This window comes from Mycobacterium sp., assembly GCF_036488105.1.
Lineage (GTDB): Bacteria > Actinomycetota > Actinomycetes > Mycobacteriales > Mycobacteriaceae > Mycobacterium.
Genome location: NZ_DASXHW010000068.1, coordinates 1 through 21,376, shown reverse-complemented (window position 1 = coordinate 21,376; position 21,376 = coordinate 1). Strand labels below are relative to the sequence as shown.

The window sequence follows — 21,376 nt, the reverse complement described above, 5'->3', positions numbered from 1 at the left end:
GGTGTCGCACCGACCAGTAGATCGTCGGCCGTGGCGAATCGGCCGCGCTCGTCGTCGGCCCACACGGTTACCCGGTCCGGAGCCAGCGAGGTCACCTCGTCCAGCAGCGGCATGTATTCCCGGCTGCGGCCGGCATAGATTGCGCGCCAATTCATTCCGCGTTGCTGCGCCGCCCGCATCATCGACAGGATGGGCGTCACCCCGATTCCGCCGATGACGAAGAGCACGTCACGCTCGTCGCCGCCGAGGTAAAACGCGTTGCGCGGACCCTCGAACACGAGTGGGTCGCCGACCCGAAACGCATCGTGCATCTCGATCGAACCGCCACCACCATCGGCGATGCGGCGCACCGCAATACGGTAATCGGTTCTCCGCCCGGGCGGTCCGCACAACGAGTACTGACGACGGCGACCGGAGGGCAGCTGCACGTCGACATGGCTGCCCGGCGTCCACGACGGAAGCAGGCCGCCGTGCGGGTCGGCGAAAGTCAGCGCGACCACGTCCGGGGTGAGCATCTCGCGTTTGGTGACGACCGCGGTATGGGTGCGCCCCACCGGTAGCACCCGCGACGGCGTCCATCGGGTCGCCGACGACAACCCGCCGAGTAGCACGCCCAGGCCCCACACCGTCGTGTAGAGCCGGTCCCGCTTGCGGCGGCCGTAGATGTCGGCGGGCCTACTGGCCCAAATGCTCTGCGACACAATAGCCTTAAGGTCGGATGTCGTAGCGGGCCAACAGCCGGATCAATGAAGGGCTGATGCGGCGCATCGCGTAGCCGACTCGCGATTCGGCTGCGATCGGCAGCACCGGCGGGCCGCTCTTGACAGCCTTGACGATCGCCTTGGCGGTGGCTTCCGGTGTGTAGTTGCGACGACGGTAAGCGACGTCGGCCTTGTCTCGGGCGCTGTCCTGCTCGTCCGGCGACATGCCCGCGTAGACCGTGCTCTTGGCGATGTTGGTGTTGACGAACCCCGGGCAGACCGCGGTGACGGTGATGCCGTCGTCGGCCAGATCGGCGCGCAGGGATTCGCTGAACGCCAGCACCGCGGCCTTCGTCGTACCGTAGGCGATCATCGACTTCGACGGAAGAAACGCCGCAGCCGACGACACGTTGATGATGGTGCCGCCCTGTCCACGGTCGACCATTTGCGTTGCGAACGACCGACTTCCGTTGAGCACGCCGCGCAGGTTGACTGCCAGGATGTTGTCCCAGTGTTCGGGCGTTGTCTCCAGGAATCGGCCCGCCATCCCGATTCCGGCGTTGTTCACCAGGATGTCGACTACGCCGTGCTCGTCGTTGACTTGTGCGGCAAGCGAATCGATCGCTTTCTCGTCGCTGACATCGGCCTCGTACGCAGCCGCCCCGGCGCCGGCGTTCCGGACCGCCGCGGCGGTCTCCTCCGCCGCAGCCAGATCACGGTCGACGATTACGACTTTGTCGGCGCCTTGGCGCGCCAGTTCGAGGGCGGTGGCGCGGCCGATCCCGGCACCGGCACCGGTGACCAGGGCGAGTTTGCCTCGCACATCGCGCGGACCGGTGCGCACCGCGCTGTGTTTGTCCGCAGCGGCGCCGTCGACGACTCGGTCGATCCATTCACCGGTCAGTCGCGCTATGACGTCGGGACGCGCGGTCACCACCCAGTGGCCGCCCTCGATCGGAACCACCCTGCTGCCCAATGGGATTGAACCGGTAAACCGCTGCAGCGCGGGCGTGACAAACATGTCCATCCGGGGCACCAGCACCTGGACCGGAACGGTGGTATCGGGCAGCTTGGCACCGGGCGCCAGAAACGGCCCGGGCATGTTGGCGCGGTAGAGGTTGAGGCCGTTGACGTAGTCGCCGGTCGATCGCACCGTGTCGATAGATCGGGTAAGGGTACTGGAATTACCGATACGGCCAAACGCGTCAATAACTCGCACGCCCACCCCGGAGCGGATCATCAGCTCCGGCAGGCCGGGGGTCAGGAAGAACCAGATGTATCCCGACGCGAAGAACTGCCGGATCACGTCGAAGAGGCCGCGTGGAGTGCGGGCCGACCGTAAGAACTTGCCCGCGTAGTTGAGGTGCGGCCCGGATATCGACGTGAACGAGGCCACTTTGGTCATCACCGTCTCGTCGGTGACCGCGGCCCAGGACTGAATCGAGCCCCAGTCGTGGGCCAGTAGATGCACCCGGCCGACACCCAGGCTGTCGATCACCGCGCCGGTGTCGGAGATCAACTGGGAAAAGCGGTAATTCGACCGACCCGCCGGGCGCGCGGACTCGCCGGCGCCCCGCACGTCATAGGCGACGAGGTTATAGCGCCCGGCGAGATGCTCGGCCACCCCGTCCCAGAGGTGATGGTTGTCGGGGTAACCGTGAATGGCCAGCACGGTCGGCCGCCCCGGGTCGATCTCGGTGTAGGCGTGGACGGCCAGAGTGACGCCGTCGGACGCGGTCACGGTGGTGCGGGTCGGCACGGTTGAACTAGCCGCCGATTCGGTGGTCATCGGTTCCTCTCGCTCAGTGCGATGCGCGCGCGGCGGGTGAGATCGCCAGGTAGTCGACCGCCTTCTCCACCCCGCCCAGCTGGGACGGATGGAAGCCCGGCAGGTAGTAGGCGCCGATCACACGCACGAAGCGCAGCGGCCCTGGCATCAAACCCCGTCGCGCGGCCCGGAAGTAGTACCGCCAGCGCGGCTTGGCGCCCCGCGGCACCTGCGGGTCGACGGAGTACATGAAGCGGACTCCGCGCATCCACATCAACAGCATCATCGGCGTCACGACCAGTTGGGTGCGCACCTGCCGCAGGTAACCGGCCCGCAGGTGCTTCATCAGATCGAAGGCCACCGCTTTGTGCTCGACTTCTTCGGCACCGTGCCAGCGGAGCATGTCCAGCATCACCGGGTCGGTGCCGATCGCGTCGTGCTGCGGGGTGTCCAGAATCCATTCGCCCAGGATCGCGGTGTAGTGCTCGATCGCCGAGACAAGTGCCACCCGCTCGAGCAGCCAGCTGTGCTGGCGCCGCACACTCCACCGGGGCCGGTCGCCCAAGAGCTTGCCGAACAGCCAGGTCATCTGGTCGGTGAACGGTGTCACGTCGATGTTGTTGGCGGCGAAATACTCCTGCACACCGGTGTGCGCCTGCGAGTGCATCGCCTCCTGGCCGATGAATCCCTGCACGTCGAGGCGCAGCTGGTCGTCCTTGATCAGCGGCAGTGCCTGCTTGAACAGGTCGACGAAGAACTCTTCGCCGGCCGGCAGCAGCAGGTGCAGCACATTGAGCATGTGGGTAGTGAACGGCTCGCCGGGCACGTAGTGAAACGGCAGCTTCGCCCAGTCGAACGCGACGTCGCGCGCCTCGAGTACCAATCGCTCGTGATCGGCCAACGCCCGGGCCCCTGGCAGGTGCTGACCGACAGCCTCGTCGTTGACCGTGAACATTGGCAGGAGCATACCCGGTACCCCTGGTATCGGGAACTCGTCGCGGTCAGACGGGCGCGGCTCCCCGCAGGTGCTCGAAGATCAGCGACGTCTGGGTGCCCGCGACGTCGGCGTCGGCATTGAGGTTCTCCACCACGAACGAGCGCAGATCTTCGGTGTCGCGCGCGGCGACGTGCAGGATGAAGTCATCGGCGCCAGCGAGGAAGTAGACGTCCATCACCTGAGGCCGGTGCCGGATCTGCTGGATGAATTCGCGGATTTTGCCGCGGGCCATCGATTGCAGGCTGACCGAAATCATGGCCTGCAGCGGCAATCCCACTGCGGCGGGGTCGATATCGGCATAGAAGCCGCGGATCACACCCGAGTCCACGAGTCGCCGCACCCGGCCATGACAGGTCGACGCGGCGATGTCGAGTTCTTCAGCCAGCGCGCTGTTGGTCATGCGGGCGTCGGCATGGAGCAGGCTCACGATTTTGCGGTCGGTAGGGTCCAAATCCGCTGGCCGAAGATCCTTCGGTGACGGCCTCTCTCGATCCTGGTATTCCGTCAGTCCTTCGGCCATTTGCTTATTATAAAGGGGTGTCTTCGTTGTCTTTGCACTACTGCTGAACTTTCTTCACAATTGGATGCATGCAGGTCGGCATCCCCACCGAGACGAAAAACAACGAATTCCGGGTCGCGATCACCCCGTCCGGGGTTGCCGAACTGACCCGCCGCGGCCATGAGGTTCTGATTCAGGCGGGCGCCGGCGAGGGTTCGTCGATCCCCGACGCTGAGTTCAAGGCCGCCGGCGCGCAGCTGATCGCCACCGCAGAGGGTGTGTGGGCCGGCGCCGACCTGGTGCTCAAGGTCAAGGAGCCCACGCCAATCGAGTACTCGCGCATGCGGCGCGGCCAGACCCTGTTCACCTATCTGCATCTGGCCGCCTCGCGGTCATGCACCGAGGCCCTGCTTGCCGCGGGCACCACCTCGATCGCCTACGAGACGGTGCAGACCCTCGACGGCGCGTTGCCGCTGTTGGCCCCGATGAGTGAAATCGCCGGGCGACTGTCGGCTCAGGTCGGGGCGTATCACCTGATGCGCACTCATGGCGGCCGCGGCGTGCTGATGGGCGGGGTGCCGGGTGTCGAACCGGCGGCGGTGGTGGTCATCGGCGCGGGAACCGCCGGATACAACGCCACCCGGGTTGCCATCGGAATGGGTGCCGCGGTCACCGTGCTCGACGTCAACATCAACAAACTGCGCGAGCTCGATCACATGTTCGCCGGCCGGGTGCAGACCCGTTACTCGACCGCCCTTGAGGTGGAGGAAGCCGTCAAGCAGGCTGACCTGGTCATCGGCGCGGTGCTTCTGCCAGGCGGCAAAGCCCCCACCCTGGTATCGAATTCCCTTGTTGGGCAGATGAAACCGGGTGCAGTGTTGGTGGACATCGCCATCGACCAGGGCGGTTGCTTCCAGGATTCACACCCGACCACCCACGACGACCCGACGTTCGCGGTGCACGACACGCTGTTCTACTGCGTCGCGAACATGCCCGCAGCGGTGCCCAAGACGTCGACATATGCCTTGACCAACGCCACCATGCCGTACGCCATCGAACTCGCCGACAATGGCTGGCAAGACGCGTGCCGTTCGAATCCTGCTCTTGCCAAGGGGCTTTCGACTCATGACGGTGCGCTGTTGTGCCGACGGGTGGCCGCTGACTTGGGGTTGTCCTTCACCGACCCAACGGAACTGCTGATCTGACACGCGTTTGCGTGCTACACAAGCCGCGTGAGTTCCCTCGCCGATCAGACCCAATGGATGGATGCGGTCGACCAGGCCGCCCTGGTGCACAACGGCGAGGTGACGCCGCTCGAACTACTCGACGCGGCCATCGAGCGGATCGAACGCATCGATCCCGTGCTCAACGCGGTGGTGATTCGCTGGTTCGACCACGCGCGTGACACTGCCCGAGCTGCGCTACCCGACGGGCCATTTCGCGGCGTGCCGTTTCTCATCAAGGACCTGTTCGCCGGATACGCCGGACAGCCCATCACCAACGGCAACGTCGCGCTGAAGAACGCGTCGGTGGTGTCGGACGCCGACACTACGCTGGTGAGCCGGTTCCGCGGCGCCGGCCTGGTGACCGCCGGACGGACCAACAGCCCCGAACTCGGCAGCGTCCCGACCACCGAGCCGATCGCGTGGGGGGCGACCCACAACCCGTGGGACATCAGCCGGTCGCCCGGCGGCTCCAGCGGCGGTTCGGCAGCCGCGGTCGCCAGCGGGATGGTCCCGTTCGCGCATGCCAGCGACGGCGGCGGTTCGATCCGCATCCCCGCGTCGTGCTGTGGACTGGTCGGCCTCAAGCCCAGCCAGGGCCGGATCTCGCTCGGCCCGATCCGCGACGAAACCGCGCTGTCGGTCGAGCTGTGCGTGAGCCGCACGGTGCGTGATACCGCAACGCTTCTCGACGCGGTCCGCGGGCCCGGCATCGGTGATACCGTCATCGCGCCGCTTCCGGCCCGCCGCTACCTCCTCGAGCTCGGCGCCGACCCCGGCCGGTTGCGGATCGGCCTGCTCGACCACCACCCGCAGGGCGGCACCGTCGCGCCCGAGTGCGCGGCCGCCGCCCGTTCGGTTGGGGCGCTGCTCGAATCGCTCGGCCACCGCGTCGAACCGGCGTGGCCCGCAGCCCTGGCCGACACATCGCTGCGATTACACTTCGCCACGCTGTGGTGCACGAACATGGGCGTCGGGCTTCGGCGATTCGAAGAACAGGTCGGAAGACCGCTCACCGCAGATGAATTCGAACCGATGAACCGCGCGCAGGCCGAGATCGCCGCCCATTTCACCGCCGTCGACTATGCGCTGGCATTCTCGGCCGCCACCCATTTCCGCCGTGCGCTGCAGGCATGGTGGACCGATGGCTGGGACCTGCTGCTCACACCGACGGTCGCCGACCTTCCGCTGCCGCTGGGCGCCATCGCCAACAAGCCCGACAATCCGTTGGAGGTGGTGGAACGCGCGTTCCAGTTCATTCCCTTTACGCCGCCGTTCAACATGAGTGGTCAGCCCGCGATCAATGTGCCGGTCGAGTGGACCGACACCGGGCTACCGGTCGGCGTGCAACTGGTGGCCGCCTACGGTCGCGAGGATGTTCTGCTCCGGGTGGCCAGCCAGCTGGAAACCGCCAGGCCGTGGGCGCACCGCACTCCCGACGTCGGTCGCTGACCTATACGTGGCCGAGCTTGCCGACAATGTCCTTCGCCGACCCGGTTTGTGCCTGCCGGTATGCCGTCCCCGCCCACAGATTGGTGCCGTGCGGATCTTCCAGCTCCACCGCGGCCCTGCGGATCGGCGAAGTCATCTGATTGACCTCGGGATAGCCCAGCGGCGCTATCTGGTCGAGCATCCGGGTAAAATCGTTCGCCAGACCGCGGGCGTACCGGCCCGAAAACGCCCGGGTGACAACGGTTGTGTCGAATTGCGGATGCCCGAGCGCCGAGCGGTGCGCGGCGTTGGTGCCGGCCTCGTCGGAGAGCAGCAGCGCTGTCCCGATCTGGGCGGCCACCGCTCCCCTGCGCAACACCGCGGCGACATCCTCGGTGCTGCCGAGGCCACCGGCCGCGATCAGCGGAACGTCATGGGCCTTGCCGATGCGTTGCAGCAGTTCGGTGAGTGATTCGGTCCCGGGACTCATGTCCGGTGCGAACGTGCCACGGTGCCCACCAGCGTCGGGCCCCTGGACAACCAGACCGTCCGCGCCGGCGGCAAGCGCCACGCCCGCCTCATACGCCGACGTCACCGTGATGAAGAGCAGCATTCCCAGTGCGCCGAACCTGCGCAGCACATCCGGCGAGGGGGCGCCGAAGGTGAACGACACCAATTCGGGGCGCAGATCCGCCACGACCTCGAGCTTCAGCTGCCACCCGTCGTCGTCACCGAATTGCGGGTAGCCGACCTCGACGTCGTAATGCTCAGCCAGCTCGTCGAGAGCCTCCGCGTAATGGTCGAGCTGGTACATGTCGGCGACGCTGGGCTGCGGCACGAAAAGGTTGACACCGATCGGGCCGGTGGTCGCGGCGCGCGCCGCCGCGATGTCATTGGCCAACCGATCAGCGCTGATATAGCCACCGGCCAAAAAGCCGAGGCCGCCCGCGTTGGACACCGCCGCCGCCAGGGCAGGCGTACCGGGGCCGCCTGCCATCGGCGCACCCACGATCGGCACGTCGAGATCCCAGAAGCCCAGTACCATCGCGCTACCCCGTCATTTTCCGAAGTTGTTGCGGCAAAGACCTTTTCGATTGATGAGGCCCGAGAACGGCTGCGCCATAGGGTTTGCCGAGGAGTTGGCGCGCCACCGCGTTGACCTCGTCCAGGGTGACCTCGTCGAGCTCCTGCAGCGTCCGGTCGATACTTCGGTGTTCAGCGTAGTTGAGTTCGCCCCGGCCGATGCGGTGCATCCGGGAACTGGAGTCCTCCAGGCCGAGCACCAGTCCGCCCCGCAGTGAACCCTTGGCGATCCGGCATTCCGATTCGGTGATGCCGTCGCGCGCCACCTCCTCCAGCACGTCGGCGGCCACCCGGGTCACTTCGGCGAAACGCTCGGGCAGGCACGCGGCGTACACCGACAAGGCGCCGGCGTCGGAGAACGTGTCCAGCGACGAGTACACCGAGTAGGCCAGCCCGCGGGACTCCCGAACTTGTTGGAACAGGCGGGAACTCAAGCCGCCGCCAAGCGCGGTGTTCAGCACCGACAGCGCCCAGCGATGCTGCCAGTGCCGACCCGGCGTTCGCACCCCGAGAAAGACATGGGTCTGCTCGGCGTCCCGGTTGGCCACCGTCAACCGCGGGCGACCGGTGACCCGGCCGGCGCCTTTGCGCGGCGCTATCGCGTGGCGGCCCCGGACCAATCGTGGCCCGAAGTGCTCGCGCACCAAAGTCACCACTTCGTCATGGTTGATGTTGCCGGCCACCGCGACGACCATCCGCTCGGGCGTATAGCGCCGCTGATGAAACGAATGCAGCTGGGCGCGCGTCATTGACGACACCGACCGCACGCTGCCGATCACCGGACGACCCACCGGATGCTCGCCGAACAGCGCCGCCAGGAACTGGTCGGCCAACGCGTCCTCGGGGTCGTCATCGCGCATCGCGATCTCCTCGAGGACGACAGCGCGTTCCAGCTCGACATCGGCAGCGGCGCAGCGCCCATTGAGCACCACGTCGCTGACCAGGTCAACCGCTAGCGCAAGATCGCCGTCGAGCACGTGCGCGTAGTAGCAGGTGTGTTCCTTGGCGGTGAACGCGTTCAGCTCACCGCCGACCGCGTCCATCGCTTGCGCGATATCGACAGCAGTGCGCGTCGGCGTGGATTTGAACAGCAGATGCTCCAGGAAGTGCGCAGCACCGGCCACGGAGGCACCCTCGTCGCGCGATCCGACGCCAACCCACACCCCGACCGAGGCTGAGCGCACCCCGGGCAGGTATTCGGTGACCACCCGCAAACCGCCGGGCAGCGTGGTGCGCCGAAACGCCGCGGACGGCTCAGAACTGTGCCGGCCGCGGCGCAGCGGCTGCGTGCCTGAGCTAACTGCTGGCCGTCGCGGCATCGGCAGGCGCGGTCTCCGGGCTGGCGGCAGGTTCACCGTCGCCGGATGGTCCGGCGTCTTCGGTCACAAGCACCAGGGAGATCTTGCCCCGCTTGTCGATGTCGGCGATCTCGACGCGAAGCTTGTCGCCGACGTTCACGACGTCTTCGACCTTCGCGATCCGCTTCCCCCTACCGAGTTTGGAGATGTGCACCAGTCCGTCGCGGCCCGGAAGCAGCGATACGAACGCGCCGAAATCGGTGGTCTTGACCACGGTTCCGAGGAACCGCTCGCCCGTCTTGGGCAGCTGCGGGTTGGCAATCGCGTTGATCTTGTCGATCGCGGCCTGCGCCGCCTCGCCGTTGCTGGCACCGACGAACACCGTGCCGTCGTCCTCAATGGAGATCTGCGCGCCGGTCTCCTCGGTGATCGAGTTGATCATCTTGCCCTTGGGCCCGATGACCTCGCCGATCTTGTCGATGGGCACCTTGATCGTGGTGATCCGAGGGGCGAACGGGCTCATCTCGTCCGGCTCGTCGATAGCCTCGGCCATCACTTCGAGGATGGTGATCCGGGCATCCTTGGCTTGGGCCAACGCGCCGGCCAGCACCTGCGACGGGATGCCGTCGAGCTTGGTGTCCAGCTGAAGCGCGGTGACGAAGTCCTTGGTGCCCGCGCATTTGAAGTCCATGTCACCGAATGCGTCTTCGGCGCCGAGGATGTCGGTCAGGGTGACGAAGCGGCGCTCACTGCCGCCGCCTTCCACCTCGACGTCGTCGGACACCAGGCCCATCGCGATGCCCGCGACCGGCGCCTTGAGCGGCACCCCGGCGTTCAGCAGCGACAGAGTCGACGCACACACCGAGCCCATGGAGGTAGAACCGTTGGAGCTTAAGGCTTCCGAGACCTGCCGGATCGCGTACGGGAACTCTTCGATGCTGGGCAGCACCGGCATCAGGGCCCGCTCCGCGAGCGCGCCGTGGCCGATCTCGCGCCGCTTCGGCGAACCGACCCGGCCGGTCTCACCGGTGGAGAACGGCGGGAAGTTGTAGTGGTGCATGTAGCGCTTGGACGTTTCCGGCCCGAGCGAGTCGATCTGCTGCGCCATCTTGACCATGTCGAGGGTGGTGACGCCCATGATCTGGGTCTCGCCACGCTCGAACAGCGCACTGCCGTGGGCGCGCGGGATGACGGCGACCTCGGCCGACAGCGCACGGATGTCGGTGATGCCACGGCCGTCGATGCGGAAGTGGTCGGTCAGGATGCGCTGGCGGACCAGCTTCTTGGTCAGCGAGCGGAACGCCGCGCCGATCTCCTTCTCGCGGCCCTGGTACGTCTCGGCGAGGCGGTCGAGCACCTCGAGCTTGATCTCGTCGGTGCGACCGTCGCGCTCTTCCTTGCCCGCGATGGTGAGCGCCTTGGAGAGCTCCTCAGTGGCCACCGAGGACACGGCGTAGAAGACGTCGTCCTGGTAATCGGGGAACAGCGGGTAGTCGGCAGTCTCCTTGCCGGCGGCGTCGTACAGCTCCTGCTGGGCCTTGCACAGCTCGGCGATGAACGGCTTGGCGGCTTCCAGGCCCTCGGCCACCACGCTCTCGGTGGGCGCGCCCGCGCCGCCCGCGACGAGCTCGATGACGTTGTCGGTGGCCTCGGCCTCGACCATCATGATCGCGACGTCATCAGCCGTCTTGCGGCCCGCGACGACCATGTCGAACACGGCGTTCTCGAGCTGCTCGACGGTCGGGAACGCAACCCACTGACCGTCGATCAGCGCGACGCGCACACCGCCGACAGGGCCGTTGAATGGCAGACCCGAGATCTGGGTCGACGCTGACGCGGCGTTGATCGCCAGCACGTCGTACAGATCCTTGGGTTCCAGGCTCAAGATGGTGACGACGACCTGGATCTCGTTGCGCAGACCGGACACGAAGGTCGGGCGTAGCGGACGGTCGATCAGGCGGCAGGTCAGGATCGCGTCGGTGGAGGGACGGCCCTCGCGGCGGAAGAACGAACCGGGGATGCGTCCCGCGGCATACATGCGCTCTTCGACGTCGATTGTCAGCGGGAAGAAGTCGAAGTGGTCCTTCGGGGACTTGCTGGCGGTGGTGGCCGATAGGAGCATGGTCTCGTCGTCGAGGTAGGCCACGACGGAGCCGGCGGCCTGCTTGGCCAGCCGGCCGGTCTCGAAACGGATGGTGCGGGTGCCGAAGCTCCCGTTGTCAATGGTGGCGGTCGTCTCAAACACGCCTTCGTCAATTTCAGCTACAGACATGTGCGTCCGTGCAGCCTCTCTGGATTTGTTCAGCTATTTCGCGCAGGCACGCGCAACCCGGAGGGTTCCAGGACAACCTGACGGATGCAGAGTCTGGATGCGGCGACGGCCATCGATCGAAGCGGCCGACCTACCCCAATCTGGGGAGCTCGGCAGCCACTACCGAAGACCGCGCGATACAGACTTGTCTTCCTTCGACGTCCTGTTGTGCCTCGCTGGAACGGTGCGCGCGGTTCGCGCGTGCCGTACCTCGCTCGGGCCGATTGGGCCCAGAACGACCTTGACTCTACACGCCGACCTGGCGATTCCCAGCCACGCGGGAGGGTCAGCGGCGCAGGCCGAGGCGCTCGATCAGCGAGCGGTAGCGCTCCACGTCGACCTGGGCGACATATTTGAGCAGACGGCGCCGGCGTCCGACCAGCAGCAGCAGCCCGCGCCGCGAGTGGTGGTCGTGCTTGTGAAACTTGAGGTGTTCGGTCAGATCAGCGATCCGCTTGGTCAGCAGCGCGACCTGGGCCTCCGGGGACCCGGTGTCCGTTGGGTGCAGGCCGTAAGAGCCCAGGATTTCTGTTTTCTGCTCGGCGGTAAGCGCCACGAAATATCTCCATCAATAGGTCCGCGATCAACTTTCTAAGGTGCGGCCGCCGCGAACTGCAGCACGCGCCGTATCGCCGAGGAGTCTAGCAGCGGCCCGGCTCCGACCGGAATCCGCAGTTCAGCCAGCAGAAAGTAGCCTGCGGGCGCGTTCGGTATCGGTGCCCATCGCGTCGACGAGGTCGCCCACCGATCCGAATTTCTCCTGCCCGCGGATGCGGGCGACGAAGTCCAGCGCGACATGCTGTCCGTACAAGTCCGCGGCGGTGTCGAGTACGAACGCCTCGACCGTGCGGGTACGTCCGGAGAACGTCGGGTTGGTACCCACCGAAACCGCGGCCTGGTAACGCTCACCCGGCACGACCGTTCCGGTCACCGGTCCGTGGCCCAGCACGGTGAACCAGGCGGCATAGACGCCGTCGGCCGGGATGGCCGAATACATCGGTGGGGCCACGTTGGCTGTCGGGAAGCCCATCTCGGTCCCCCTGCCGTCGCCGCGCACCACCACGCCTTCGACCCGGTGTGGTCGGCCCAACGCTTCGGCGGCCGCCACCACGTCGCCGGCGTCCACGCAGGACCGGATGTAGGTCGAGGAGAATGTCACGGTCTCGGTGTTGTGGTGCTCGGAGACCAGCGACATCGCCTCCACCGCGAACCCGAGTCGTGCACCGGCGCTGCGCAATGTGTCGACCGTGCCGGCGGCCTTCTTGCCGAAGGTGAAGTTCTCCCCCACTACGACTTCCACCACATGCAGGTCCTCGACCAGCAACTCGTGGACGTAGCGCTCCGGGGTGAGCTTCATGAAATTCGCCGTGAACGGCATGACCAGAAAGACGTCGATGCCGAACTCCTCGGCAAGCTCGGCGCGCCGGGTCAGCGTGGTCAGCTGCGCGGGGTGGCTGCCCGGGTGGACGACTTCCATCGGGTGCGGGTCGAAGGTCATCAACACCGTCGGCACTCCCCGGGCACGGCCCGACTTGACCGCATGCGAGATCAGCTCGGCGTGCCCGCGGTGCAGACCGTCGAACACCCCGATGGTGAGTACGCATCGGCCCCAGTCCGTGGGTATCTCGTCCTGCCCCCGCCACCGTTGCACAACCCTCAGCCTACGGCGCTAGGTAGCGCACGGTCGTGCGAGAGCCGCAGATCAGATGAGGATTGCTTAAACTTCCGTTGTGCGCCCTGCCGACGAGCCCAACGAGCTCACCGCGGTTGCCCAGGATTACCTCAAGGTGATCTGGAATGCCCAGGAATGGTCGCATGCCAAAGTCAGCACCAAGATGCTGGCGGAGAAGCTCGGGGTGTCCGCCAGCACTGCCTCGGAATCCATCCGCAAACTCGCGGAGCAGGGCCTTGTCGACCACGAGAAATACGGCGCGGTCACGTTGACCGAGTCGGGCCGTCGAGCGGCGCTGGCCATGGTCCGGCGCCACCGGCTGCTGGAGGCCTTTCTGGTCAAAGAGCTCGGGTACAGCTGGGACGAGGTGCACGACGAGGCCGAGGTACTCGAGCACGCGGTGTCCGACCGGCTGGTGGCGCGCATCGACGCCAAGCTGGGCTTCCCCCAGCGCGATCCGCACGGCGACCCGATCCCGGGCTCCGACGGGCAGGTACCGACCCCACCCGCTCGCCAGCTGTGGTCATGCGCCGATGGTGAGGCCGGCGTCGTGGCCCGGATATCCGACAAAGACCCCGAGATGCTGCGCTACTTCGACAGCATCGGCATCAACCTCGATTCGCGACTGCGGGTGCTCACCCGCCGCGAATTCGCCGGCATGATCTCCGTCGCGGTGGAATCCGCCGATGGCGGGCCCACCACGGTCGAGCTGGGGAGTCCTGCAGCCCAAGCGATTTGGATGGTGGCGGGCTAGCGTCCGCGTCGACGACGCTCACTGGGCGGCCGCCCGCGTGCTGCACGGCTCAGCTCCTAGTCGTCCCTGCTCGCGGCGATCCGGGCGTTGTACGCGTCCCGGGTGGCGTGATCCATTCGCAGGAACACCCCGTCGGTCCCGGTGACTCTGCCCAGGAACCGGCGCGGGCGTTCCGGCATCAACAACGCCGTCCGCAGCACGAGTCGCAGCCGACGCGGCACAAACGACATTGCCCGGTGGGTCCGCGCAGTCGCGACCACAGCCGCAGCGATGTCTTCGGGTTCTACTGAGACGAAGTGCTCCACTCCCGGTGAGAGCTGGAGCCCCGCAGAGAGTTCGGTACGCACGACCCCCGGAAGGATTGCGCTGACGTGTATTCGGTGCGGGTGCAGTTCTTCGCGCAGTGCGTACGTCAGGCCGACCACACCGAACTTGGTGGCACAGTAGGTAGCCACGCCTGGAAAGCCGCCGACTCCCGCCATCGACGCAATGTTGATGATGCTTCCGCCGCCGCGACCGGTGAAGCGTTCCGCCGCTAATTTGCAGCCGAGAATCACGCCACGCAAGTTGATGTCGATCATCCTGTCCTCGGTGGATCGTGACTCGGCGACGAACTCGCCGTCGAACATCACACCGGCGTTGTTCACCAGCACGTCGAGCGGCCCGAGGACACGCTCCGTGTCGTCGAGGAACGCGGAAAAGGATTGCGGTGCAGTCACGTCCAGAGGCAGCGCCACAACGTCGCCGCCAACGCCCGCAGCGACTTGCTTGGCCAGGTCGGCGTCGAGGTCTCCGATCGCCACCTTGGCTCCGGCAGCCGCGAAGGCCTTTGCCGTGGCCAGTCCGATTCCGCGTGCGCCTCCGGTTATCGCGACGACCCGCCCGTCCAATGTTGTCTTCATGCCGACGACTTCCCTCGTGAACGCAGCGCGGAATTCGATGTGCTGGTTTCGTAGTCACGCAGACTAGGTGTGCCGGCAAGGCGCCGTCGATACGCCTTCGGCGTCCACGGCCAGAGTTCGGGCAGGCCGTCGGCGCCCAAATACCAACTGGTGCAGCCGGATGCCCACACCGTGCCCGGCATGGCGCTGCGCATGCTCGCGTTGAACTCGTCTGTGGCCCGCTTGGTAGGCGCGACGTCGTCGAATTTGTTGACGCACCAACGCTGGATCCAGCCGAGGATGTGCGCCGCCTGTGCTTCGGCGATGGCGGTCAGCGAGTAGTTGCCGACCGGACTGTGCGGCCCCATCAGCATGAAGAAGTTCGGGAATCCGGGCAACGCCACACCCAGATATGCCTTGGGTCCGTCGTCCCACAATTGCTGGACGGTCAGGCCGTTACGACCCACCAACGACATCGGTCGCATGAAAGCGTGCGCATCAAAGCCGGTGGCCAGCACGATCGCGTCCAGCTCATGTAATCTGCCGTCGGCGCTGACGATGCCGCGCTGTTCCACGTGGTCGATGCCCGAGTCGACGAGTTGCACGTTGTGGCGCTGCATGGCCGGATAGAAGCCCGCCGACATCACCAGCCGACGGCACATCGGCTGGTAGTCGGGCGTGAGTCGGCGGCGCAGATCGGGGTCACGAACGGTACGCAGATTGGCGCGGCACGCGCTGCTCATCAGTCGGCGCCGCCATCCCGGTTTCACCAGCGCGCGAGCCAACCACTCGAACGCGAGGTGGTAGACGTAGTAGGCGATCGAACTCAGCACCGGCGCCCTGCGATGCATGGGGGCCGTCCAGCGACGGTAGCGGGGATTGGGCAGCGGCAGAATCCATTGCGCGCTGCGCTGAAACAGGTCGAGGCGCTCGACGGAATCGGCCAGACCACAGACGATCTGCACACCGGTGGACCCGGTTCCGATGACGGCGACGCGCTTGCCGGCAAGATCGACCGCGTGGTTCCATCGCGCGGAATGCATGACAGGACCGTGGAAATCGGACAGGCCATCGATGTCAGGTGTGCGTGGCACGCGCAGGACACCGGTTGCCGCGATAAGGAAGTCGTGCGAAATCTCCTCCCCTGCAGCAGTAGTGAGTAGCCAACGGCTCTCAGCGAATCGGGCGTCGACGATGTCGACACCGAAGCGGATGACATCGGTCAACTGGTATTTGTCCGTCAGCCAGCGGAAGTACCCGAAGATCTCGGGCCCGGGTGAGAAGAACTTCGTCCAGTCCGGATTCATCGCAAACGTGAACTGATAGAACCGCGACGGCACATCACACGACAAGCCCGGATAGGCGTTGTCGCGCCACGTTCCGCCGACATCATCGGCCTTTTCGTAGATGGTCACATCGGTGATGCCGGCGTGCCGTAACACGATGGCCTGGCACAGTCCGGACATGCCGGCCCCGATGATCCCCACCGACGGCTGTCGTTGCGGCATCAGCTCACCTCCGTATCGTTGCCCGCGCGAATCACCCGGCGAACGCTTGGCAGCACCGCCAGCAACCGGTCCGCGAGGAACAGCAGCGGCCGCAGGTCGAGCATCGGCCCGACCCACCACGGTGCGAAGACCCGTCGCGCGCGCCGCGCGATGCCGGAGGTGATGGCCGCCGCCGCCACCTCGACCGGCGCAAGCTTGCCCAGCGGCCCCGGCAGCACAACCCCGAGCCCTGACCGGGTCAGCATTTGGTCGGCGAGCCCGGTGTCGATCAACCCGAAATACGCGATACCGACCTCGACTCCGTCGCCGGCGACTTCGATACGCACCGCACGCACCAAAGACTCCACGCCGGCCTTCGACGCCACGTACGCGCTGACCAGTGGCCCCGGTATCACCGCGGCTATGGAGGCCACCACCATGGCGTATCCGGCGCGGGCCTTGAGGTGCGGCAGCGCAGCCCGGATCGTGTGGAAGACACCCACCAGGTTCACATCGATGACCTGCCGCCACTCGGCAGGATCGACGGCGGCAACGGTCGACCCCGGCCCGGCAATACCGGCGTTGGCGACCACGACATCCACCACTCCGAAATGTCGCGCGGCGGCGCCACACGCCGCCGTCACCGATTCGGCCGAGGTGACGTCGGTTTCGAATGCCGCGGTGGCGGAGCCGAGCTCGGCCACCAACCGTTGCGCCGATTCCAGATCTCGGTCCAGCACCGCGACGCTTGCGCCCGCATCGACGAGGTTGCGGGCCAACCGTGCCCCGATGCCGCGAGCCCCACCGGTGATCACCACCACTTTTCCATTGAGATTGTGGCTCACGATGACGACGCTATGACCGTTGCGCAAGCGCAGGTAATGAGAAAACCCCACACATCGATTTGACATCTTCAGACACGGGCCGTCATCCTCCTTCACCTACTTGCCGGTAAGCTGCCTTCGCAGGACTTTGCCGGTTTCATTGCGCGGCAACTGGTTTACGAAGACCACCTCGCGCGGGACCTTGTGCCGGGCCAGGTGGGCGCGCACGTGCGACTTGACGCCGTCGGCGTCCAGGCCGGAATCGGGCCGGCTGACCACAAAAGCGGCCAGCCGTTTGCCGAATTCGGCGTCGTCGACACCGACTACGGCAGCCTCGACGATCTCGGCATGGTCGACAAGAAGATTCTCGACTTCGAGCGGGAAGACATTCTCGCCACCCGAGACGATCATGTCGTCGTCGCGGCCATCGATGAAATGCAGGCCGCTTTCGTCGAAGTGCCCGGTGTCGCCGGTCGCCAGCAGACCGTCAACGATCTCTTTGTTTGCGCCGTCGGTGTAACCGGCGAAGCTCAGGCCACTGGAGACGAAAAGGGTTCCGACGCGACCGGGTTCGGTGACCTTGCGGCGATTCTCGTCGTAGATCGCCACCGTGCAACCGACGGGTGGGCGGCCGACGGTGCCGGGCGCACGACGCAGTTCGTCTGGGGTCGCGACAGCCGCGACCGCAACCTCGGTGGACCCGTACAAGTTGTACAACACGGCACCGAACGCATCGTGGGTGCGGCGACAAAGGTCCGGCGACAGCGAAGACCCCGCGGCGAAAAGCACTGTCAGCGACGAGGTGTCGTATTTCGCCAGCACGTCAGGGCCCAGATCGAGGATGCGTTGCAGCATCGTCGGTACCAGCACGACGGCACCCACTCGATACTCAGCGACCGCCTCCAACGTCGCCTCAGCGTCGAAACGACGTGCCATCACGACACGGTTGCCCAGGGCCAGACCCATAGCGCAGGTCGCCAGACCCGTCGCGTGGAACAGCGGCGCGGCAATGTAGTAGGCGCCGTCGCTCGGCCAGGGAATCCTGTCGAGTAGCTGTGCGGATTGCGACGGGTCAATCCGGTTGCGCGGCACACCTTTCGGAGTGCCGGTGGTTCCGCTGGTGAGCAGCGCCATACCGCCCGGCTGCCGCGGGGCGGGCAGCGATGAGGTCGACTGATTGTCAATCAGCTCGCCCTGTCGGCTGCCGGTAAACCGCAAAGTTTCCGGGGGCAGCGCGGTCAGAACGTCCTCGAACTCATCGTCGACCAGAATGGCGCTGACGTGTTCTCGCGCGGACACATCGGCCAGCTGTGGGCCGGCGAAGCCGGTGTTCATCAACACAGTCCGAACGCCGATCTTGTTCGCCGCGCTCACAGTCACCATGACGTCGCGGCTGTTGCGATGCAGTGTTGCAATCACTGCGCCGGCCCCAATTCCTTTGGCCGCCAGACCACGTGCCAACGCGTTGGACGTTTCGTCAAGTTCACGAAAGCTGATGGTGCCGCGTTCGTCGGTGATGGCCGGCGCGTCTCCATAACGGGCTGCGGTGTTTGCCACCAGCCCGCCGAACGCTCCATAGCGGCGGATGGCCATGAACGCCCGCACCGCCTCGTCGGGTCGGCGTAAGTCGACCATGCCGCGACGCGCCAGCACTCGTACCGCGGCCAGTCGGTCGCGTGCCTGGGCGAAGTCGGGGAGTTTCACGATGCGGTGTTGGCTTCGGCGACTGCCGTGCGCAAGAAGTGCCCGGCGAGCTGCAAGCTGGTCAGACCTCCGTCGCGCGGCCAGAGCCAATAGCCGTGCATCAGGCCAGGCCACATGTGCTCATCGCAGCGGCCACCGGCTTCGAGCACCAGCGCCGCGAACGCCTCTGCGTCAGCGCGCATCACTTCCCTTGAGCCGTAATGAATTTGGATCGGCGGTAAGTCCGAAAGCTCGGCATTCAGCAGGCACAGCCGGGGGTCTGCGGGATCATGGTCGCCGACGTACAGTGCGACGGCCCGCGCTGCCGCGCGGGGATCCAGCGGCTGACGCCGGGTACGGGCATCGGCAATGCACAACCGGTACGACGGATCGATCAGCGGGCCGAACAGGGCCAGCGCCGCCGGAGCGGGCAACCCCTCGGTGCGCAGGCGCAAAGCAAGCCCGACCGCCAGGTGCCCACCGGCCGAATCGCCGGCAACGACGATCTTCGCCGGATCGTGCCCTTGCGACAGCAGCCAGCGGTACGCGGCCAGCGCATCGTCCTCTGCCGCCGGGAACGGATGCTCCGGCGCGAGCCGGTAGTCAATGGCGAAGGTCGGCATCCCGGAGTACGCGGACAGATGCGACGCGAAGCCGCGATGGGTGCGCGCCGAGCAGATCAGGTAGCCGCTGCCATGCAGCACCAACACCACGCCCGCAGCGTCGTCGGCCTCGCGCGCCCAGACCCATTCCCCTGACACCGGCGCGGCAACCCGCTTGACCCGGATACCGGGAACCACTGGGGCGGTGCGGGAAATCAGGTAATCAGCCGCCGGGCGCAGCGCCGCGAGCAGCCACTGTTGTGACACCAGCACATTGAGCATCACGTTGAAGCCCAGCCGCGAGATCGGAATACAGCTGAGCCGGTCGACCGCGGCCATCGAGCTGCGCCGCAGGCCTTTTGCCGTCCGGGTGTTCATCCGGCGAGTAAGCCCTTGGCGATGTGAGTCACCTGGACCTCATTGCTGCCGGCGTAGATCATCAACGACTTGGCGTCGCGGGCCAACTGCTCTACCCGGTACTCGGCCATGTAGCCGTTGCCGCCGAACAGCTGCACCGCGTCCATTGCGACGTCGGTGGCGGCCTCCGACGAGTACAACTTGATCGCTGACGCCTCGGCCAGCGACGGCATCTTGCCGGCCTGCGCCTTCTCCAGTGTCTGAAACACCATGTTCTGCACGTTAATCCTGGCCACTTCCATCTTGGCCAACTTCAGCTGAATCAGCTGGAACTGACCGATGTTCTTGCCCCACAGCGTGCGGGTTTTGGCGTAATCGACACAGAGCCGGTGGCATTCGTTGATGATGCCCAGCGACATCAGCGCGACGCCGATGCGTTCGGCGGAGAAGTTGGCCCGTGCACTCTCCCGGCCGTCGCCGTCGCCGTGCTGTTCGGTCTCGCCGAGCAGACGGTCGGGTGAGAGCCGGACGTTGTCGAAGAACAACTCGCCGGTCGGCGAGGACATCATGCCCATCTTCTTGAACGGCTTCCCCTGGGCCAGCCCCGGCATCCCGGCGTCGAGCACGAAGGTCAGCACGGGCCGGTTTCGCCGATCGGCGGAGCCGTCGTCGAGCTTGGCGTAGACGACCATGACATCGGCGTACGGCCCGTTGGTGATGAACGTCTTCTGCCCGTTCAGGATGTAGTCGTCGCCGTCGCGCTTGACGGTCGTCTTCATGCCGCCGAACGCATCCGAGCCGGAGTCGGGCTCGGTGATCGCCCATGCCGCGATCTTCTCCAGCGTCATGAGTTCCGGTAACCAGCGCTCTTTCTGGGTGAGCGTGCCGCGGCTCATGATTGTCCCCGCGCCCAGACCAAGGCTGACGCCGACCGCACTGAGCAAGCCGAGGCTCACCCCGGCGAGCTCGGACACCAGCACGGCTGCCATCGATGCCTGTGCCCCCAGGCCGCCGAACCCACCCGATGAGCGCTTCTCGGTGTGTGTTTCCTGCTTCTCCTGCTTGGCCCGCTCCTTGTCCAGCATCGTCTTGACCGCTTCGGCCGCAAGAACATCGAGGCCGAACTCGCTGAACAGCTTGCGCGCGATCGGATACGGCGAAATCTCACCGGTTTCCAGCGCGTCGAGATTCGGCCGGATCTCTTTGTCGATGAAGCCGCGGATGGTGTCCCGCATGATCAGGTCGGTGTCGGACCATTCGAACATGTTGTGCTCCTTGGTTACTGCGGCAGCCTGGCGGCGATGTCGTCGATCAGCCACAGACCGTCAGTCTCGATGGTGTCGACGTCATGCCAGCCGGACAGGGACGAAATCGCCCCGCCCTGAACCGCATACACCTTGCCGGTGATCGGGCACTTCTCGGTGGCCAGGTAGGCGACCAGTGGCGAGATGTTGGCCGGGCTGAACAGATCGAGCTCGCCCTCGTCCGGTTCGGACATCAGCGAACCCATGCCGGGGGTGGCCAGGGTGAGACGGGTACGCGCGATCGGCGCGATCGCGTTCACCCGCACGCCGTAACGCTCCAACTCCTCGGCCGCGATCAGCGTCAGCGCCGCGATGCCCGCCTTCGCCGAACCGTAGTTGGCCTGGCCCGCGTTCGGCAGTGTCACACCGGAACCCGAGGCCGTGTTGATCACCGCGGCGTTGGGCTGATCACCGGCTTTCGATTGCGCCTTCCAGTACGCCGCCGCGTGATGCAGCATCGCGAAGTGACCCTTCAAGTGGACCGCGATCACCGCGTCCCAC

General features: G+C 66.1%; 19 protein-coding genes. 3 read left to right on the top strand and 16 right to left on the bottom strand.

Features of this window, described 5'->3' with window-relative positions; genetic code table 11:
• The 4 genes from VGH54_RS03810 to VGH54_RS03795 form a co-directional block, all read right to left on the bottom strand.
• Positions 1-701 (bottom strand): ferredoxin reductase (locus tag VGH54_RS03810; protein ID WP_331510607.1); only part of this gene is annotated, 701 nt, incomplete at its 3' end.
• Positions 702-708: 7 nt separating this feature from the next.
• Entirely contained in the window at positions 709-2,490 is a 1,782-nt protein-coding gene (locus VGH54_RS03805) for an SDR family oxidoreductase (protein ID WP_414688632.1), read from the bottom strand.
• A 13-nt stretch (positions 2,491-2,503) separates the two neighbouring features.
• Positions 2,504-3,424, bottom strand: a complete 921-nt coding sequence (locus tag VGH54_RS03800) for a metal-dependent hydrolase (RefSeq protein ID WP_331510605.1) — start codon at positions 3,422-3,424, stop codon at positions 2,504-2,506.
• 46 nt (positions 3,425-3,470) lie between these two features.
• Positions 3,471-3,986, bottom strand: coding sequence for an Lrp/AsnC family transcriptional regulator (locus VGH54_RS03795; protein ID WP_331510604.1), 516 nt, complete (start codon positions 3,984-3,986; stop codon positions 3,471-3,473).
• 68 nt (positions 3,987-4,054) lie between these two features.
• Between VGH54_RS03795 and ald the strand changes: the two genes are divergently transcribed.
• Complete coding sequence (gene ald / locus VGH54_RS03790) at positions 4,055-5,170, top strand: alanine dehydrogenase (RefSeq protein ID WP_331510603.1); 1,116 nt, start codon at positions 4,055-4,057, stop codon at positions 5,168-5,170.
• Between the two features lie 27 nt (positions 5,171-5,197).
• Positions 5,198-6,640, top strand: coding sequence for an amidase (locus VGH54_RS03785; RefSeq protein WP_331510602.1), 1,443 nt, complete (start codon positions 5,198-5,200; stop codon positions 6,638-6,640).
• A 1-nt stretch (position 6,641) separates the two neighbouring features.
• Here VGH54_RS03785 and VGH54_RS03780 read toward each other — a convergent pair whose 3' ends face one another.
• The 5 genes from VGH54_RS03780 to VGH54_RS03760 all read right to left on the bottom strand — a co-directional run bounded on the left by VGH54_RS03780 (position 6,642) and on the right by VGH54_RS03760 (position 12,962).
• Positions 6,642-7,664, bottom strand: a complete 1,023-nt coding sequence (locus VGH54_RS03780) for a nitronate monooxygenase (protein ID WP_331510601.1) — start codon at positions 7,662-7,664, stop codon at positions 6,642-6,644.
• 4 nt (positions 7,665-7,668) lie between these two features.
• The gene (locus VGH54_RS03775; protein WP_331510600.1) at positions 7,669-9,021 is read right to left on the bottom strand and encodes a pitrilysin family protein; all 1,353 of its coding nucleotides are present in this window, start codon (positions 9,019-9,021) and stop codon (positions 7,669-7,671) included.
• Positions 8,999-11,272, bottom strand: coding sequence for a polyribonucleotide nucleotidyltransferase (locus tag VGH54_RS03770; protein ID WP_331510599.1), 2,274 nt, complete (start codon positions 11,270-11,272; stop codon positions 8,999-9,001). The genes VGH54_RS03775 and VGH54_RS03770 overlap by 23 nt, the downstream gene beginning before the upstream one ends.
• Before the next feature lie 325 nt (positions 11,273-11,597).
• Positions 11,598-11,867, bottom strand: a complete 270-nt coding sequence (gene rpsO / locus VGH54_RS03765) for a 30S ribosomal protein S15 (protein WP_331510598.1) — start codon at positions 11,865-11,867, stop codon at positions 11,598-11,600.
• Positions 11,868-11,987: 120 nt separating this feature from the next.
• A complete protein-coding gene (locus VGH54_RS03760) occupies positions 11,988-12,962 on the bottom strand; it encodes a bifunctional riboflavin kinase/FAD synthetase (protein WP_331510597.1) in 975 nt (324 codons plus the stop codon).
• 79 nt (positions 12,963-13,041) lie between these two features.
• On the opposite strand from VGH54_RS03760, the gene mntR reads away from it, so the two are divergent.
• The gene (gene mntR / locus VGH54_RS03755) at positions 13,042-13,737 is read left to right on the top strand and encodes a manganese-binding transcriptional regulator MntR (RefSeq protein ID WP_331510596.1); all 696 of its coding nucleotides are present in this window, start codon (positions 13,042-13,044) and stop codon (positions 13,735-13,737) included.
• Between the two features lie 56 nt (positions 13,738-13,793).
• Here mntR and VGH54_RS03750 read toward each other — a convergent pair whose 3' ends face one another.
• The 7 genes from VGH54_RS03750 to VGH54_RS03720 all read right to left on the bottom strand — a co-directional run.
• Positions 13,794-14,639, bottom strand: coding sequence for an SDR family oxidoreductase (locus VGH54_RS03750; protein WP_331510595.1), 846 nt, complete (start codon positions 14,637-14,639; stop codon positions 13,794-13,796).
• The gene (locus VGH54_RS03745) at positions 14,636-16,126 is read right to left on the bottom strand and encodes an NAD(P)/FAD-dependent oxidoreductase (RefSeq protein WP_331510594.1); all 1,491 of its coding nucleotides are present in this window, start codon (positions 16,124-16,126) and stop codon (positions 14,636-14,638) included. Before VGH54_RS03745 ends, VGH54_RS03750 begins: the two co-directional genes overlap by 4 nt.
• On the bottom strand, positions 16,126-16,950 hold the full coding sequence (locus VGH54_RS03740) for a short-chain dehydrogenase/reductase (RefSeq protein ID WP_331510593.1): 825 nt from the start codon (positions 16,948-16,950) through the stop codon (positions 16,126-16,128). The genes VGH54_RS03745 and VGH54_RS03740 overlap by 1 nt, the downstream gene beginning before the upstream one ends.
• Before the next feature lie 96 nt (positions 16,951-17,046).
• Positions 17,047-18,633, bottom strand: coding sequence for an acyl-CoA synthetase (locus tag VGH54_RS03735; RefSeq protein WP_331510592.1), 1,587 nt, complete (start codon positions 18,631-18,633; stop codon positions 17,047-17,049).
• A complete protein-coding gene (locus VGH54_RS03730) occupies positions 18,630-19,592 on the bottom strand; it encodes an alpha/beta hydrolase (protein WP_331510591.1) in 963 nt (320 codons plus the stop codon). Before VGH54_RS03730 ends, VGH54_RS03735 begins: the two co-directional genes overlap by 4 nt.
• Positions 19,589-20,836 (bottom strand): acyl-CoA dehydrogenase family protein, encoded by a 1,248-nt coding sequence (locus VGH54_RS03725; protein WP_331510590.1) that lies wholly within the window; start codon positions 20,834-20,836, stop codon positions 19,589-19,591. The genes VGH54_RS03730 and VGH54_RS03725 overlap by 4 nt, the downstream gene beginning before the upstream one ends.
• 14 nt (positions 20,837-20,850) lie before the next feature.
• Positions 20,851-21,376: SDR family oxidoreductase (locus VGH54_RS03720; RefSeq protein WP_331510589.1), on the bottom strand; the 526-nt coding region annotated here is incomplete at its 5' end.